The sequence below is a fragment of the Stenotrophomonas sp. YJH_SMC_14-1 genome (genome assembly GCF_059372275.1).
Genome location: NZ_JCAFVK010000004.1, coordinates 56,616 through 72,822 on the forward strand (window position 1 = coordinate 56,616; position 16,207 = coordinate 72,822).

16 protein-coding genes are annotated in these 16,207 nt (G+C 66.5%); 5 read left to right on the forward strand and 11 right to left on the reverse strand.

Translation table 11 applies throughout. The features are described from left to right. Positions 1–48 precede the first annotated feature (48 nt). From fusA to AC5P9P_RS11890, 3 genes are all read left to right on the forward strand, one after another. On the forward strand, positions 49–2,085 hold the full coding sequence (gene fusA, locus AC5P9P_RS11880) for an elongation factor G (RefSeq protein WP_495232792.1): 2,037 nt from the start codon (positions 49–51) through the stop codon (positions 2,083–2,085). 193 nt (positions 2,086–2,278) lie between these two features. Continuing rightward, positions 2,279–2,551 carry a hypothetical protein gene (locus AC5P9P_RS11885; protein ID WP_005409616.1) on the forward strand — a complete coding sequence of 91 codons (273 nt, stop codon included), beginning with the start codon at positions 2,279–2,281 and terminating at the stop codon, positions 2,549–2,551. 110 nt (positions 2,552–2,661) lie between these two features. Next, a complete protein-coding gene (locus tag AC5P9P_RS11890) occupies positions 2,662–3,417 on the forward strand; it encodes a SapC family protein (RefSeq protein ID WP_033834972.1) in 756 nt (251 codons plus the stop codon). 474 nt (positions 3,418–3,891) lie between these two features. Here AC5P9P_RS11890 and AC5P9P_RS11895 read toward each other — a convergent pair whose 3' ends face one another. Beyond that, on the reverse strand, positions 3,892–4,518 hold the full coding sequence (locus tag AC5P9P_RS11895; RefSeq protein ID WP_049452886.1) for a response regulator transcription factor: 627 nt from the start codon (positions 4,516–4,518) through the stop codon (positions 3,892–3,894). A gap of 341 nt (positions 4,519–4,859) precedes the next feature. Continuing rightward, positions 4,860–5,378 carry a GNAT family N-acetyltransferase gene (locus tag AC5P9P_RS11900; RefSeq protein ID WP_049430565.1) on the reverse strand — a complete coding sequence of 173 codons (519 nt, stop codon included), beginning with the start codon at positions 5,376–5,378 and terminating at the stop codon, positions 4,860–4,862. An 86-nt stretch (positions 5,379–5,464) separates the two neighbouring features. Here AC5P9P_RS11900 and AC5P9P_RS11905 point away from each other — a divergent pair, with 86 nt between their 5' ends. Beyond that, a complete protein-coding gene (locus tag AC5P9P_RS11905; protein WP_495232793.1) occupies positions 5,465–6,784 on the forward strand; it encodes an ABC transporter permease in 1,320 nt (439 codons plus the stop codon). Between the two features lie 11 nt (positions 6,785–6,795). Beyond that, a complete protein-coding gene (locus AC5P9P_RS11910) occupies positions 6,796–8,010 on the forward strand; it encodes an ABC transporter permease (RefSeq protein WP_495232794.1) in 1,215 nt (404 codons plus the stop codon). A gap of 111 nt (positions 8,011–8,121) precedes the next feature. Here AC5P9P_RS11910 and AC5P9P_RS11915 read toward each other — a convergent pair whose 3' ends face one another. From AC5P9P_RS11915 to AC5P9P_RS11955, 9 genes are all read right to left on the reverse strand, one after another. Beyond that, on the reverse strand, positions 8,122–8,655 hold the full coding sequence (locus tag AC5P9P_RS11915; protein WP_111108586.1) for a lipocalin family protein: 534 nt from the start codon (positions 8,653–8,655) through the stop codon (positions 8,122–8,124). An 8-nt stretch (positions 8,656–8,663) separates the two neighbouring features. Then, positions 8,664–9,737 carry an SAM-dependent methyltransferase gene (locus AC5P9P_RS11920; protein WP_111172822.1) on the reverse strand — a complete coding sequence of 358 codons (1,074 nt, stop codon included), beginning with the start codon at positions 9,735–9,737 and terminating at the stop codon, positions 8,664–8,666. Next, positions 9,734–10,519, reverse strand: coding sequence for a DUF1295 domain-containing protein (locus tag AC5P9P_RS11925; RefSeq protein WP_353949548.1), 786 nt, complete (start codon positions 10,517–10,519; stop codon positions 9,734–9,736). The genes AC5P9P_RS11920 and AC5P9P_RS11925 overlap by 4 nt, the downstream gene beginning before the upstream one ends. After that, on the reverse strand, positions 10,516–11,061 hold the full coding sequence (locus AC5P9P_RS11930; protein ID WP_049452874.1) for a DUF2878 domain-containing protein: 546 nt from the start codon (positions 11,059–11,061) through the stop codon (positions 10,516–10,518). Before AC5P9P_RS11930 ends, AC5P9P_RS11925 begins: the two co-directional genes overlap by 4 nt. A gap of 1 nt (position 11,062) precedes the next feature. Beyond that, complete coding sequence (locus AC5P9P_RS11935) at positions 11,063–12,322, reverse strand: class I SAM-dependent methyltransferase (protein ID WP_495227102.1); 1,260 nt, start codon at positions 12,320–12,322, stop codon at positions 11,063–11,065. Then, positions 12,319–13,086, reverse strand: a complete 768-nt coding sequence (locus AC5P9P_RS11940; RefSeq protein ID WP_242899315.1) for a DUF1365 domain-containing protein — start codon at positions 13,084–13,086, stop codon at positions 12,319–12,321. The genes AC5P9P_RS11935 and AC5P9P_RS11940 overlap by 4 nt, the downstream gene beginning before the upstream one ends. Beyond that, positions 13,083–14,360, reverse strand: coding sequence for an NAD(P)/FAD-dependent oxidoreductase (locus AC5P9P_RS11945; RefSeq protein WP_495232795.1), 1,278 nt, complete (start codon positions 14,358–14,360; stop codon positions 13,083–13,085). Before AC5P9P_RS11945 ends, AC5P9P_RS11940 begins: the two co-directional genes overlap by 4 nt. Position 14,361: 1 nt before the next feature. Beyond that, positions 14,362–15,312 carry an acyl-CoA desaturase gene (locus AC5P9P_RS11950; RefSeq protein ID WP_049403006.1) on the reverse strand — a complete coding sequence of 317 codons (951 nt, stop codon included), beginning with the start codon at positions 15,310–15,312 and terminating at the stop codon, positions 14,362–14,364. 80 nt (positions 15,313–15,392) lie between these two features. Then, the gene (locus AC5P9P_RS11955; RefSeq protein WP_065183793.1) at positions 15,393–16,160 is read right to left on the reverse strand and encodes a hypothetical protein; all 768 of its coding nucleotides are present in this window, start codon (positions 16,158–16,160) and stop codon (positions 15,393–15,395) included. Positions 16,161–16,207 lie beyond the last annotated feature (47 nt).

Genomic DNA, 16,207 nt, shown 5'->3' on the forward strand with positions numbered 1-16,207 from the left:
CCAACCGGGGTGTGCGGCCCCTGAAGTTGGCTTTGCAGGAACCTCTTTATGAACACCCAAGTCCTTTCCCGCCGTCGCAACCTCGGCATCATTGCCCACATCGACGCCGGCAAGACCACGTTGACCGAACGCCTGCTGTGGAAAAGCGGCGAAATCCACCGCGTCGGTGAAGTGCACGACGGCAACGCGACCACCGATTTCTCGGCGATCGAACGCGAGCGCGGCATCACCATCGGCGCGGCCGCCGTGCAGGCGCAGTGGGCGCCGCGTGACCTGCCGCCGCATCGGCTGACCCTGATCGACACCCCGGGCCACATTGACTTCGCGATCGAAGTCGAACGTTCACTGCGCGTGCTCGACGGTGCCGTGGCCGTATTCTCGGCCGTGGACGGCGTGCAGCCGCAGTCGGAGACGGTGTGGCGCCAGGCGCGTCGCCATCGCGTGCCGCTGATTGCCTTCGTCAACAAGATGGACCGCGTCGGCGCTTCGTTCGAGCGCGTGCTGGAGCAGCTGCAGGACAAACTGCAGGCGCGGCCGTGGGCGTTGGGCGTGCCGTTGGGCAGCGAAAGCGGCTTCAATGGCTGGGTCGACCTGGTCGATGAGCGCGTGCTGCAGTGGCAGGATGGCGCCGCAACCACGGTGGCCCCGTGGGACGACGCGGCACGCGCGCAGTGGCAGGCCCAGCGCGATGCGCTGGTCGAAGCCGTGGCCGATCACGATGAACAACTGGCCGATGCCTGGCTGGAAGGTCGCGCGATCGATGCCCAACAGCTGCGCGCGGCGATCCGACGGGCGACGCTGGCCGGTGCGGGCGTGCCTGTACTCGCCGGTGCGGCCTTCAAGGACAAGGGTATCGAGACACTGCTGGATGCGGTGGTCGATTACCTGCCGTCGCCGCTGGATCGCCCTGCCGTGACCGCCGAAAGCGAGAGCGGCGAGGTGGTGCTGCCGCCGGATCCGGACGGTCCGCTGGCGGGCCTGCTGTTCAAGATCACCCATCAGCAGCATGGCGCGCTGAGCTTCGTGCGGCTGTACTCGGGCACCTTGAAGGTGGGCGACGCCGTGGCCAGTTCGCAGCATCCACAAGGGCGGCGTGTCAGTCGCCTGGTGCGGGTGCAGGCTGACCAGACCCACGACATCGAACAGGCCGTGGCCGGCGACATCGTGGCGGTGCTGGGCTGGAAGGATGCGGTCAGTGGCGAAACGCTGAGTGGCCGTGCGCGGCCGTTGCGCCTGGAGAACATCCAGGCACAGGCGCCGGTGCTGGCCTGGCGGTTGGAGCCGGCGCGTGCGGCCGACCTGATCCGGATGGCGCAGGGCCTGGCCAGCCTGGCCCAGGAAGACCCGTCATTCCGCGTCGAAACCGATCGCGACACGGCGGAAACCCTGGTCTGGGGCATGGGCGAGCTGCACCTGGAGGTGATGGTCGAGCGCCTGCGCAGTGAGTGGAAGGTGGACGTGGGCGTAGGTGCGCCGCGCGTGGCCTACCAGGAAACACCGCTGCGCGCGATGTCCGGTGTAGTCGGGCGGCTGGTCAAGCAGACCGGCGGCCAGGGCCAGTTCGCGCACGTGGTGCTGGATGTGGCGCCGCGTGAGGACGACCAGGTGGTGTTCAACGACCGCATCGTCGGTGGCGTGGTGCCGCGCAGCTTCATCGCAGCGGTGGAGAAGGGCGTGCGTGCCGCGCTGTCGGAAGGTCCGCAGGGTCATCCGGTGGTCGGCATCGAGGTCAGTCTTGTCGATGGCCAGACCCACGCCAAGGACTCTTCGGAGATGGCGTTCCATCGCGCGGGTGCCGAGGCGATCAAGGCCGCGCTGGCTGAAGGTGGCACGCACTTGCTGGAACCGGTGATGGCGGTGACGGTGCATTCGCCGTCGGCGTCGGTGGGTGATGTGGTCGGCGACCTCAACCGGCGCCATGGCCGCATCGCCCGCATCGAGGACCAGGACGGTCGTGCCGAGGTCAGTGGTTTCGCGCCACTGGCGCAGTTGGTGGGTTACACCACCTCGCTGCGTTCGCTCAGCCAGGGGCGGGCCAGCAGTGAGGCGCACCTGCACGGCTATGAGCCGGTACGTGCTGCATGAGGAAGGAGAGGGGAGCCCGTTCGCGGGCTCCCTTTTTTGTAGTTGGAGCCGTGCATGCATGGCGTGGATGCGGCCCTCGGGATGCGATTTTTTGCATTGCATCGCAACAAAACCGCAGAAAAGGCTGGATTAAAGTGATGCCTCACGATAAATTGCGCACCCCCCGTTGCTCGCCGCCGCCCGCACCCTTCTCATGCGTGATGACAAAGACCCCGGAACCCTGGAGCTGACCCTGCCGCGAAAGCGCGGCCGTCCGCCCAAGTTCGGGTACGCCATGAGTGACGCGCAACGGGCCGCGCGCTACCGCGCGCGCCGGGCAGGGCAGGCCAACCATGCCGACGTGCGCTCCTGCAGCGACATGGTGCTGCTGGACAAGATCCGTGCCGCGGTGAGCGCGCGCGACACCGAACTGGCTGGGTTCCTGGTCCACGTGCTCTGGCAGCGCTACCCCCTGCAACTGAAATAGGCCGTCGGTGGGGTGGCCGTTGTCATCGAGCTTGTTGATAATGCGGGATTCAGGTTGTTCCCGCTGGCGCGCCCGGGATGGCAGGCGCGCATGATCGAACGGTTCCCAAGATGACCACCACCAGCGACACCACCACCGAAGCGGCGCCGAGCGGCGCCCCCCTGTTCTACACCCGTCCGGTGCCGCTGCAGGCCGATGTGCACGCCGATCTGCGCATCCTGCCGGGCAGGCTCGAGTTTGCTGCTGGCAACAACGCCATTCCGCTGGTGCTCGGCGAGTTCTCGCTGGCGCTGCACCACTTCCCGATCCTGTTCGCTGGCCCGACCGCCGTGCCGATGGCCGCCGTCGGTGTTTCCGACCAGAACCTGTTCATCAAGGACGGCCTGTGGGAAGACGAGGCCTATATCCCGGCCTACCTGCGTCGCCACCCCTTCATCTTCATCGACACCGGTGCGGACAACGACTTCCTGCTGGGCATCGACGAAGACAGCTCGCGCGTGGTCAAGGGCGGTGACGAAGGCCAGCCGCTGTTCGTTGATGGCAAGGCCACCGAGATGGTGCAGCAGGCGCTGGAGTTCTGCGGCCAGTTCACCCGTGAGCACGAGCAGACCCAGGCCTTCTCCAAGGCCCTGATCGACAACGGCCTGCTGGTCGAGCGCAACGCCACCGTGCGTACCCCGGATGGTCGTGAATTCAACCTCAATGGTTTCCAGGTCGTCGACGTCGAGAAGTTCGTCGCGCTGCCGGAAGCGACTGTGATCGAGTGGCATCGCAGTGGCTGGTTGGCGCTGATCCACCAGCACCTGATGTCGCTGGGCCGTTTCAACGACCTGACCCGTCGCCAGGTCGAGCGTCTGGCGGCCTGATCAGTCAGGCGGCATGGCTTCCGTACGGCGGGAGCCATGCCAGCGCTGCAGTATCTGCAGCAGGCACCGCACGTCAACCCGTCGGGTGCGGCGTCGTTCCCGAGCTCCCATGGATCGGCCGCGATTCCGACCTGATCGGTTGCACCGCAGAACTGCGGCGTGCCCTGCAGGCGGCGCGCGCGATCACGCAATGCCATCGCCGTGCTTTTCGATGGCCTCGGCGATGCCGCTCGGCCCGCATTTGTTGTCGGCCAGATGGACCGGGGCCAGCGGCACGATGCGCCCGGGTCGGCAGCGGGGCGGAACCGGCCAGTGCCGGTGGCAACGGGCGCAACGACGGCGCAGTGGCCTCGCGCACCTCACGGCCGGCGGCCCACTGATGCGATTGCGCGTCCCCGGCCGAAGCGGCCGGCAGCAGAGGCAGGGCCGGCAGCAGGAGGGTGGGGGCGTGCGGCTGTGAGTGACGTGGCGGCCTCATGGTGCATCCGGCGGGCGCCGCAGCGCATAGATCTCCGCATCGTTGCGCAGCCCAAGCTTGCGCAGCACCGCGACTTTCTGCGTGCTGATGGTCTTGACGCTGCGATGGCGTCGCTGCGCGATCTCGGAGACGGTCAGGCCGGACAGCAGCAGGTCCAGTACTTCACGCTCGTTGCGGCTGAGCTCAGTGTAGTCCGCCGGGATGGAGTAGTCGGGCGGCAGCCGCTCCAGTCCCTGTGAAACACGAATGATCGCTTCGGACAGCATGGGAAGGGGCTCGGCTTTGCTGACGACGCCACTGATGCCGGCCATGAGCAGGTGGTGGAGACGGGTGCAGGGGGAGAGGGTGGCGAAGGCAAGCAGCGGCGTCTCCGGGAATGCCGCGCGCAGGAGGGGGATCAGCTCTGTGCTGCTGCGGTCGCCACGCGCCAGCGTCAGATCGATGACGGCGACATCCACCCGCGTCTGTTGCAGCGTCTGGATGAAGGCGTCGCTGTGCCCATGGCTGGCGATGATCCTGAAGCGGGCGTCCTGCGACAGGTGCAGGACGGTGCCACGACGAACGATCTCATGGTCGTCCAGAAGTGCCAGGCGCAGTCGGCGCGGTGCGGGATGTCCTTTCATGCGCGGGGAGGTGATCGGCGCCTGGGGGCGTGGCGATCATTCTGGCGCTGGCGCCCTGCTGATCATCGAATCTGCAGGTTTTTTGCGATTATTCCTAAGAATCGATGGATTGTGACCATCGATTAACACCGATTGATTGAACTGATGGATCGCCAGGCCAGCAGCAAGCGAGTCGCGGGCAGCACGTAGGCGCCCTGCTTCTGGATGAGCGGGCAAACAAGGATGCGTTGTCTCACAAAGAAACGTACTTGCGTGGTGAGGCGCATGTTCCATGCGAGCCGATGGCTTTTTGCATGGAAGTGAGGCGTGTCAGCGTGACGCGTCATGTCGGGCCGAGCGCCTCATGCACGGTTGCCATTCCTGTGCAGTGCACGCGCCATCTCACTGGTTGCCACCCAGCCCAACTCGGCATACAGCGGAGTCGCCTGGGCAGTGGCATGCAGGATTATGTAGCTCACCTTCCGTTCGGCGAACGCGTCATCGGCCAATTGCATCAGCCTGCGGGCGACGCCCCTGCGCCGATAGCCGGGGTCCACATAGACGTTGAGCACGTAGCCGCGCTTGTCCTGCAGGGGGTGGGCCGGGTGCGGCGGCCAGTCGATCAGCATCAGGCCGATGCCCGCGATGGCGCGCCCCTGGTCCGTGAGGGCAAACCCGAAATAGTCGCCGGAGGCCAGGCGCGGCGCGAGCCAGGCACGGAAAGGGCCGGCCATCTGCTCCAGCACCTCCGCGGGGCGACCACTCTCGCGGAACATCGCTTCGCGGTGGGCGCAGATCAGATCCAGGTCATCGGGGTACAAGGGGCGAATCGCAAGGCCGTCCCATGCCTGCGCGTCTGTCTTGTCGGGGCGTTCGCTCATCGTCCGCCTCATCCGTTTAAACCTTTCTGGCAACCCCTGCATCGTATCTGCATGGAGCATGGCGAACGCAGGGGGATGCACCTTCCATGATGGACTATTACCTGAAGCTGGCGCTGCACAACGCCAGGCGCAATACGATCATTACTGCATTGATGGTGCTGGCGGTTGCCGTGGGAATCGGCGCCAGCATGACCACGCTGACCGTCACCCACCTGCTTTCCGGAGATCCGCTGCCGGGCCGGAGCGATCGGATCTTCTACCCGCAGGTGGATGTCGATCCCGGATCGAAAGGGCGCGAACCCCACGATGTGCTCGACTATCGGACCGCGCACGATCTCTGGTCATCCGGCCAGGCGGACCGCCAGACCATGGTGGTGGTCAATCCGATGAAGCTCCGTTCGGATCTGGCTGGGATGGCGCCGCTGATGGGATCTTCGATCTCGACCACGGCAGACTTCTTCCCCATGTTCGAGGTGCCCTTTCAGTATGGCCGCGCCTGGACAGCCGAGGATGACCAGCGTCGCGGCCGCGTCGCGGTCATCTCGGCCCGGTTGAACCAGCGCCTGTTCGGGGGCCGCGACAGTGTCGGACAGACCCTTCGGGTCAAGGACACCCATGTGCAGGTCATCGGCGTGCTGGATCACTGGCGGCCCTCTCCCTTGTTCTACAAGATCAGGGGAGGGCGGTTCTCGGGTGGCGAGACGTCAAGCTTCTACGCCGCGGCCGATGACATCTATCTGCCGATGTCGACCAGCCTGGATATCAACGAGGGCGACTTCCAGTCCTTTACCTGCTGGGCGATGCCCGAGACCCCTGGGGTACTGCAGAACTCGCCCTGCGTGGCGGTCGCGGTCTGGGTGGAGCTCGGCAGCCCGGAGAAGGTGGCCAGCTATCGTCGCTACCTCTCCAACTACGCGGGCGAACAACAGCGCCTGGGACGCATCCGGCACGCGGACAACACCCGGCTTCGTTCGTTGATGGAGTGGCTGGACTTCAATCAGGTGGTGCCAAGCGACGTGAAGGTGCAGACGGTGCTGTCCTTTGCGTTCCTGGTGGTCTGCCTGGCCAATGTTGTCGGGCTGCTGCTGGCGCGCTTCCTGCGCCACGGCGGAGAAATCGGCCTGAGGCGCGCGCTGGGCGCCAGTCGGCGTGCGGTATTCACGCAATGCATGCTGGAAGCCGGGCTGATCGGTGTCGCCGGAGGGGTGGGCGGGCTGCTGCTGACCCTGCTGGGTCTGTGGGTGATCCGTGCCCAGCCGGTTGCCTACGCGGACCTGATGCATCTGGACCTGACCATGTTCATGGCCATCTTTGGCCTTTCCCTGTTGGCCAGCCTGGCGGCAGGCGCGATTCCCGCCTATCGCGCCAGTTCGATCCAGCCTGTGGCGCAGCTCAAGCTGCTGTAAAGGAAACGATCATGCAAACCGGACTGATCATCGCAGCGCTGCGCAAGCACCGGCTGGCCACCCTGTTGATCGCAATGGAGATCGCGCTGGCCTGCGCCGTGCTGTGCAATGCCATCTTCATGCTCACGGAGAAGGGGCGTGCACTGAACCTGGACAGTGGCATCGCCGAGTCGTCGCTGGGCATCGTGCAGCTCTCCGGATTCGACGCCGCCCAGGCCGCCGATCTCACTGCCCGGGTGACCGGCGCACTGCAGGCGATTCCGGGCGTAACGTCGGTCGGCATCATCAGCGCCGTTCCGTTCGGTGAACCGGGTGTCCGCGCGGGCGTCCATACCGATGAGAGCGGCAAGGTCTTCGGTGGGGTCCTCGATTTCTACCTGGGTGACGCGGCGGCGATCCAGGCGCTGGATCTGAAGCTGTTGGCCGGGCGCTTGCCGGACGTCGCCGAGTACGCACCGATCGGGCAGCACGTGCCCACCAATGCGCCGATCCTGGTAACGCGGCAGCTGGCGGAGCGCTACTGGCCCAATGCGCCGGCAGTCGGGCGCAGCCTGTGGTCGATGGACAGCCGCTTCACCGTTATCGGCGTGGTCGAGCACCTGGCCGTATCACAACCCGGTGGAGGGGAGGCGCTGGGGAATGACTGGTCCGTGCTGATGCCGGCCAAGCCAGGTCCGCAGTTGGCGGGGCGCTACCTGGTGCGGGCGGCGCCCGGAGCGCTGCCCCGGGTGATGGCCGGCGCACAGCGGGCGGTGGCCGCGGTGGCGCCCGACGTGGTGTTCGACCAGGCCGCCAGCCGTACCGTCGCCGAGCTGCGCGCGGACTATTTCCATGGCGCCAGGTTGATGATGGCGCTGCTGGCGGGCGTGATCGTCGCGCTGCTGGGAGCCACCGCGCTGGGCATTGTCGGCCTGGCCAGCTACTGGGTAGAGCAGCGGCGCAGACAGATCGGCATCCGCCGTGCACTGGGCGCAACCCGCCGCGACATCCTGCACTACTTCCAGCTGGAGAACTTCCTGGTCGTGAGCCTGGGTGTCGTCGTTGGTGCGCTGCTGGCCTATGCATTCAACCTCGGCCTGATGCGGTTCTACGAACTGCCACGGCTTCCACTGGCGTACCTGCCGATCAGTGCGCTGGCGCTGTGGCTGCTGGGGCAGGTGGCGGTGCTTGCACCTGCATTGAGGGCGTCCGCGATCATGCCCGTGCAGGCCATCCGGTCCGCCTGACTTCCGGTGCAGCATGCTAAGGACGCTCGACGAGGCATCGACATCGTGGGTGCGCGGCGTCAGGTTGGCGCGCAGTGTCGCCTGCATTCGCCGGTTTCTGGCGCGGGGGCATCATCGCACCGACTGCGGCACGCGTCTCAGCTTCTGGGTGTCATAGCCCATCGCGGCAATGCGTTGCACCGCCTGCTGGTAGTCACTGTCCGACACCTGCGGCGTACGCGCCATGTACCAGACATAGTCGCGCTTGCTGCGTGCCACGATGGTCTGGCGGTAGTCGTCATCCAGCCAGGCGATCACATACTCGGCCTGGATCGGCCAGATGAACTGCATGCCCCAGATCGCGCCATTACCTTCCTTCTCGACACGGCCAATGGGGTGCATCGACTTCTGCGGCGCATCGAAGCTGCCCTTGCGATAGGTGAAGGTGGTCTGGATGCGCCCGTCGGGCTTCAAGGCATAACTTTCCACCGCATCGTAGGCATCGCGTTCGGGCCAGGACGGAATATGGGCGATCACGTACCAGTCGCCCATGAAGCGTGGCACATCCACCGACGGCGCACGCGGAAGCGGCCGGGTGTCGCTGGAGGAGCAGCCCGAGCCGAACAGGCCGACTGCGATCAGCGGAAGCAGCGAGAACATGCGCATGGGGCACCTCAGCGGGGTCGGAACAGATAGTGGGCGACCAGCCACTGCTGGCCGTCGTCGTAGCCGAACAGCTCGGCGCATGCCATCCAGAACATCCGCCAGCGCTGCCACCAGACCTTCGCCGCAGCGTGGCCGTAGGTGGCGATCAGTACCGGCATCACCTGCTCGCGGGCGGCATCCTGGTTGGCCAGCCAGTGGTCGGCCGTGCGCTGGTAGTGGGTGCCGTCCAGCAACCAGCGTTGATCCAGGCGAAGGTCGCGCTGGAAATGCAGCAGCGTGTCGGCGGCCGGCATCAGTCCGCCGGTGAAGAAGTGGCGGCCCATCCAGTTGTCGCCACCCTCGGTCTCGAACGGGTACATCAGTGTGCGATGGGCGAAGATGTGCACGAACAACGCGCCATCCGGTCTCAGCCATCGTGCGATGCCTGCCAGCAGGCGCTCGTAGTTGCGTACGTGCTCGAACATCTCCACCGAGACACAGCGGTCAAACCGGGCTGTCGGCAGATCAAGTTGGTTGACGTCACAGGTCAGCACCTCAACGTTGTCCAGGCCGCGCGCCTGGCACTGCGCCATGATGTGCTGGCGTTGGCTGTGCGAGTTGGAGACGGCAGTGATATGCGCCTGCGGGTAGCGTTCGGCCATCCACAGGGTCAATGAGCCCCAGCCGCAGCCCAGCTCAAGAATCTGCTGGCCATCGGCCAGTCCGGCGCGCTGGCCGTACAGTTCCAGCATGGCGTCCTCCGCCTGGTCCAGCGTTTCGCGCCCGGTGGGGTAGTAGCAGCTGCTGTACTTCAGTCGCTTGCCCAGGCAGGCCTGGAAGAAGGCTGCCGGCACTTCATAGTGTTGGCGGTTGGCTGCGTCGGTATGCAACGCGAGCGGGCTGTCGGCCAGCTCGGCGATGCGCCGGCTGAAGCGTGCCGATTGGCCTTCGATGCCACCCTCGCTTTCCTCATGCAGGCGCTGCGCGCACAAGCGGCGGATGCCCGCACGCAGCGCCGCATCGGGGACCAGCCCGCGTTCGGCCCAGGCGATCAGCCCGGTTTCCGCATCTTGGGCTGGGTTCAGTGACGGGATCGCGCTCATGCGGAATGCTCCTTGGAAGAACGGGGAAACCAGGGAAAGAACATCGGTGTACTGCGCTGGTAAGCGCGATAGTCGTCGCCGCGGCTGCGCAGCGCCTGTTTCTCGGTGAATGGGATGCCGCTCAGATAGCGCAGGAACACGTACATCAGCAGCGGGCCGGCCCAGGCCAGCCACCACAGTGGCGAGCCGACCGCGAGCAGGACATAAGTGAACCAGTGCAGCCACTCGAAGAAGTAGTTGGGGTGGCGGGAATAGCGCCAGAGTCCGACGCGGCAGGTGCGGCCCCTGTTCGCCGAGTCGGCGCGGAAACGCGCCAGCTGGCGGTCGGCCAGGCTTTCGCCGCCGACGCTCAGCAGCCAGGCCAGCGCTGCGGCCACCACCCACAGGGTCAGGTCGGTCCGAGGATTGGCAGCCACCGCCACGAAGGGCAGGGCGAACAGGACGATCAGCAACGCCTGCGCCATGAAGAAGCCGAAGATCTTGCCCTGGTGGCCGTGCCAGTATTGGCGCAGGTAGCGGTAGCGTCCGTCCTCTTCTTCGTGACGGACCCGGTGCCAAAGATGCAGGGCGAGTCGACTGCCCCACAGGCCGCCGAGCACGCCCAGCGCGATCCGTGGCATCACCGCGCCGTCGCCCAGCAGCGCCAACAGCAGTGCCGAGGCACCCACGCCCTTTGCCCAGAGCACATCGACCACGCCAATGTTGTGGTGGCGGCGCTGCCAGGCCCAGCCCCAGCACATCACCAGCACGGCGTACAGCAGGACCCACATCAGATTGATCATGACGACGCTCCTGCGAAGGGCGGCTGCGGGATGTGCATGCCGCGACGGGCGGTCCGGCACAGCAGGGAAAGCGCAATGCTCCAGCCCGCGCCCAGCACCAGCAGTCCTGGCCATGCGGGATCCGCGAACCGCACTGCGTCGAAACCGCGTGCGGCAGAGAGATAGGCCAGCGGTGCCAGCAGCAGGCCGAACAGGGCCGGCAGGGCCGGGTGGTGCTGCAGGAAGCGCATCGACGTGGTCAGCGTCATCGCGAACGCGGCCCACAACGCCATGATCCACGGCGGTGGCGCCCAACCCAGTGGGGCCGCCGCGTAGCGCACCGTGCCGCTGGCGGCGGCACTGGCGTCGACCAGCCATGCGCAGGCCAGTGCCAACATCAACAGCCGCAGATCCAGCCGGGGGCGCGGTGAGGTCAACAGCTGGCTGCCGACGTAGAGCGAAGCGGCCAGTAGCGCGGGCCACTGCCAGCCGCGGCCCGCGCCGGCCACGGCACACAGCCAGACCAGCTGGTTGCCGAGCAGATTGGCCCAGAAGCGATGCATGTCAGTGGCTGCCGGTCGCAGCGAAAATGGGCCGGTGGTCCGGACGGGCCAGCAACAGATGCGAGACGCCGATCGAACGTTCCAGGAAGCCACCCTCGCAATAGGCCAGGTAGAATTCCCACAGCCGGCAGAAGCGCGCGTCAAAGCCCTGCGCCTGCACTGCCGGCAGCTGGGTCATGAAGCGTTGGCGCCAGGCGCGAAGGGTCAATGCGTAGGAGTGGCCGAAATCCTGCTGGGCGATCAGCTGCAGGTCGCTGGATCGCGTTTTGGCAGCCATGATCGCGTTGATCGATGGGATGAAGCTGCCCGGGAACACATAGCGCTTGATGTAATCGACGCTGCGCCGGGCCTGTTCGTAGCGGTGGTCCTCGATGGTGATGGCCTGCAGCAGGGCAACGCCATCAGGCTTGAGCAGGCGCTGCAGCGTGGCCATGTAGGTGTCCAGGTATTCGGCGCCGATCGCTTCGATCATCTCGATCGACACCAGCTTGTCGAACTGGCCCTGCAGGTCGCGGTAGTCCTGCATCAGCAGCGTGACCTGGTCCTGCAGGCCCGCCTCCCGTACGCGCCGGGCGGCCAGCGCATGCTGTTCCGCAGAGATGGTGGTGGTCGTGACATGGCAGCCGTAGTGCCGGGCGGCATGGACCGCGAAACCACCCCAGCCGGTGCCGATTTCCACCACGCGGTCGCCGGGTTTGAGCTGCAGCTGCTGGCAGATGCGGTCCAGCTTGCGCCGCGAGGCCGATTCCAGCGGTTCGGACTCACTGGCGAACAACGCCGACGAGTACATCAGGTCCGGCGACAGGAACAGGGCAAAGAAATCGTTGCCCAGGTCATAGTGCGCGGCGATGTTGCGGCGGCTGCCCTCACGGCTGTTGCGGCGCAGGCGGTTCCAGCCCCGCAGCAGCCAGCCACCCACGCGGGCCGGGCCACGCTCCATGCCGTCCAGCAGGTCGCGATTGCGTACCAGCAGCCGGATCAGTGCCACCAGATCATCACAGTGCCATTCGCCCTGGATGTAGCTTTCACCTGCGCCCACACTGCCCTGCGCTGCAACCTTGCGATAGAACCCCGGGTCATCGATGGTGACGGTGACATGCAGTTCGCCACGGGCATCGCCCAGCCAGACCTCGCCCAATGCGTCACGTACGCACAGGCGACCGTCGCGCATGGGGGCAAGCAGGGCCAGCAGGCGGCGGCGCAGGAACGCATCCAGGGCGCCGGGGCGCGGCAGGGCGACCAGAGGGGTCATCGAGTTCATCGTGGTTTCTCGGCAAGAGCAGGGTGGTCGTGCACGGGGTTGCGTTTCATCCACAGCCGAAGTGCATGCCAGTGGATGGCGGCCACCACCTGGGTGGTCATCAGCGGATAGCAGGCCAGCACCCGGGCCAGCCCACGGCCGTTCAAGGCATGTCGCTGCATGGCCTGGGTGGCATCAAACTGGCGCACCCCGTCGCGCCAGACCTGCATGTGCACGCGCAGGTCCTGGTCCGGGCGGTTGAAGCGCCAGTCGTAGCGGCAATCCATCGGCATGAACGGCGAGACATGGAAGCGCTTGTCGAACTGCCAGCGCAATGACGCCCCTTCGTGGAGGGCCGTGGCGACCGGCAGCACATAGGCGTGCCGTTCCTTCCAGGGGGTATTGGTGATCTCGGCCACGATGCAGTCCAGCGTGCTGCCGTCGGCCTGGTAGCAGTAGTAGAAGCTGACCGGGTTGAAGACATGCCCGGCAAAGCGGAGATGGGTGAGCAGGCGAACCGGACCGGTTGGCCGGTAGCCAAGCGTGCCTGCAGCGTGGTCGCGCACCGTATCGGCCAGCGGCCGCGCGGGATCACCGAAGTAGTCGCTGCGGCGGAACTCGGCCAGGTTGCGGCGATTGACCGACCACAACCAGCGCCCGGCGAACACCGTGTCGAGTTCATCCAGGTCAAGCAGCAGCTGCGCGATGGGGTAACGGAATGCATGCGGATGCGGCTGATGCCGGCGATGCATCACCTGCCCGATGTAGAGCGCGCTGGCACTCATGCCGCCACCTCATCCGAGGCGGATACGTTCCGATGCGGAGCGCAGGCCTGCAGCGCATCGACCACGTGGCGGGCACTGCGGATGCCATCCTCGTGGAATCCCCAGCCCCAATAGGCGCCTGCAAACCATGTGTGGCGGCGGCCCTGCAGTTCCGCCCAGCGCTGCTGTGCGCGCACTGCAGCGTGGTCGTGTACCGGGTGCGCGTAATGCAGGGTCCGCAGCACCTTGGCCGGATCGATTGCCTCGCTGCGGTTGAGGGTCACTACCAGGGGGATGTCGCCCGGCAGACCCTGCAGCAGGTTCATGCAGTAGCTGACCGTGCAGGGCGCCGCGCGATCCTGTGGTACGTGCGCGTTCCAGGCCGCCCACGCCTTGCGGTTGCGCGGCAGCAACGACGCATCGGTATGCAGCACCGCTTCGTTGGACTGATAGCGGATGGCGCCGAGGACCTCACGCTCGACGGCATCTGCGTCGGCAAGCAACGCCAGTGCCTGGTCGCTGTGGCAGGCCAGGATCACTTCGTCGAAGGCCTCCACGCCGGCGCTGCTGTGCACGCGTGCACCCCAGGGCATGCGCTCGACCCTGCTGACCGGACATTGCAGCCGCTCATGCACGCGCCAGCGGCGACGCAGCGCATCCACGTAGCGCGCCGATCCCCCGCTGACCACCCGCCAGCTTGGCCGCCCGGTCATCTGCAGCATCTGGTGATTGGCCATGAACTGGGCCAGGTAGCGCGCCGGGAATGCCTGCACGGTGGCCGTCGGCGAGGACCACAGCGCCGAGGCCATCGGCAGCAGGTGCTCGTCGATGAACGCCTCGCCATAGCGCTGGCTGCGCAGGTACTCGCCGAGCGTGGGGCCGTCTTCTTCGGCCAGCAGCAACGGAGCGTCGCGATAGAACCGGCGCAGGTCGGCCAGCATGCCCCAGAAGCGCGGCGATACCAGGTTGCGGCGCTGGCAGAACAGCCCATCCAGCGAGGTGGCGTTGTACTCCACGCCGCTGCGCTCACTGTGCATGGAGAAACTCATCGTGGTCGGTTGCGACGCCACGCCCAACTCGTCGAACAGCGCCGACAGCAAGGGATAGTGCTGGGGATTGAAGACGATGAAACCGGTATCCACCGCCATGCCTCTGCCCGCCACCTGCACGTCGTGGGTATGGGTGTGGCCGCCGAGGTAATCGTTGGCCTCGAACAGCGTGACGTCGTGCTGGCCATCCAGCCACCACGCACTGGCCAGCCCTGCGATACCCGAGCCGATGACCGCGATGCGCATCTCAGTACCTCGCCTTGGCCAGAACCCACCCGGGGATGGGCTTGAGCCCTTTGACCAGACCCAGCGCCGCCATCGCGCGCAGCCCGTACCAGGTCAGGTCCACTTCCCACCAGCGGAAGCCCTGGCGCACGGTGCCGGGGAAAAAATGATGGTTGTTGTGCCAGCCCTCACCGAAGGTGAGCAGCGCCAGCCACAGGTTGTTGCGGCTGTCGTCGCGGGTCTCGAAGCGGCGGCGGCCGAAACGGTGGGCCAGCGAATTGATGGTGACGGTGGCGTGGAACAGTACGATGGTGGAGATGAAGAAGCCCCATACCAGCAACTGCGGGCCCGTGGTGTGCAGGCCGGGCGCCCAGCGTTCCAGTGCTGCACCCAATGCATACAGTCCGATGGCCAGCAGCACGGGAATGGCGGTATCGAAACGATCGAGCCAGCGCAGTTCGGGGAAGCGCGCCAGGTCAGGTACCCGCGACAGATCGGTGGCGAATGCCTCGCGGGTGAGGAACCAGCCCATGTGGCTGCGCCAGAAGCCGCCTTCGCGCGGTGAGTGCGGGTCCAGCGGCTGGTCGGCATGCCGATGGTGGTGGCGATGATGGGCGGCCCACCACAGCGGGCCGCGCTGCACGCTGGACGCGCCGATGACTGCGAACACGAACTGCACCGGACGCGATGCCTGGAAGGTGCGGTGCGAGAAGTAGCGGTGATAGAACGCCGTGATGGCGAACATGCGCACGGCGTAGAGCGCCGTGGCCACGACGACCGCCGTCCATGACACGCCCACCCAGATCACCGCGATGCAGGCCAGGTGCATCAGTGCAAAGGGTACCGCGCGCACCCAGTCGATGCGTCCTGGCTGTTCGCCGGTGGTCTCTGTGGCGTTGCTGGTATCCACCCACCGCTGCAACGTACGCAGCAGGCGCCAGCGTCGACGGGGGAGGGGCGCTACAGAGGCCATGGCGGATCTCGGCGGGTGTCGTGTCTTCCTTTACGCAGCAGGGGGCGCAATGGATGCGCCACTTCGAACTGAATTTCGCTTCACCTGGGCGTCACGGCGCAACGCTCGGCCAGGGGCTGCGCCCACGCCTGTTGCCAGTCACCTGCCGGTCGCTCGGCAGCTGGCGACCGGAAGCGCACCGTCACCTGCGGATAAGTGCCGCGCGCATCGCGCAGGTTGCTGGTGCCGCGGAACTCCAGCAGACGACGGTCGGCCGTGGCGTAGACCAGGGCCAGGCGCGGCGCGATGCCGCCGTACCAGGTGTCCAGGCTGACCTCGATGGCCTGGGCGTCGATGCCCTGCCAGCGTACCGGGCCGATGCGCCGCACCTGCACCGGGAAGTAGCGCTGGCGTGCAGGCACCAGGAACGGCAGTGTGATGCGCTCGCCGCGCAGCAGCGCCGGCCAGTGCAGGCGTACTGCGGCATCAAACCCCGCATCGATCACCGCGTCCGGCGGCTGTTCAAGCCGGCGCCTGCGCAGCTCACTGGCGGCATCCTCCTTCCATGCAATCGACACCGAGTCGCCAGCGGCGTCGACCTCGGCGGTCTGGCCGCTGCGGCGGTCCTCCAGCGAATATCCCCGTGCCTGTGGGCGGGCGCTGGCGGGCAGATGCTTGCGGGCGAAGGGTTGGCCATCCGGGCACTGGTACAGCACCCAGCGCTCGGCGCCCTCCGTTGCCTCGCGTCGCCAGTGCACTTCACGGTAGAGGAGGTCGCCCTGCGCGGAGGTGGCCACGCCCTCGCTTCGCAACCAGGGTGCCGCCAGCGCGGCTTGGGGCAGGCACAGCAGCAGCCAGGCAGTGCGCATGGGTCTTCATCCGGAAGAGGAGGGCCCAGGTCATACGGCGGGGGCGG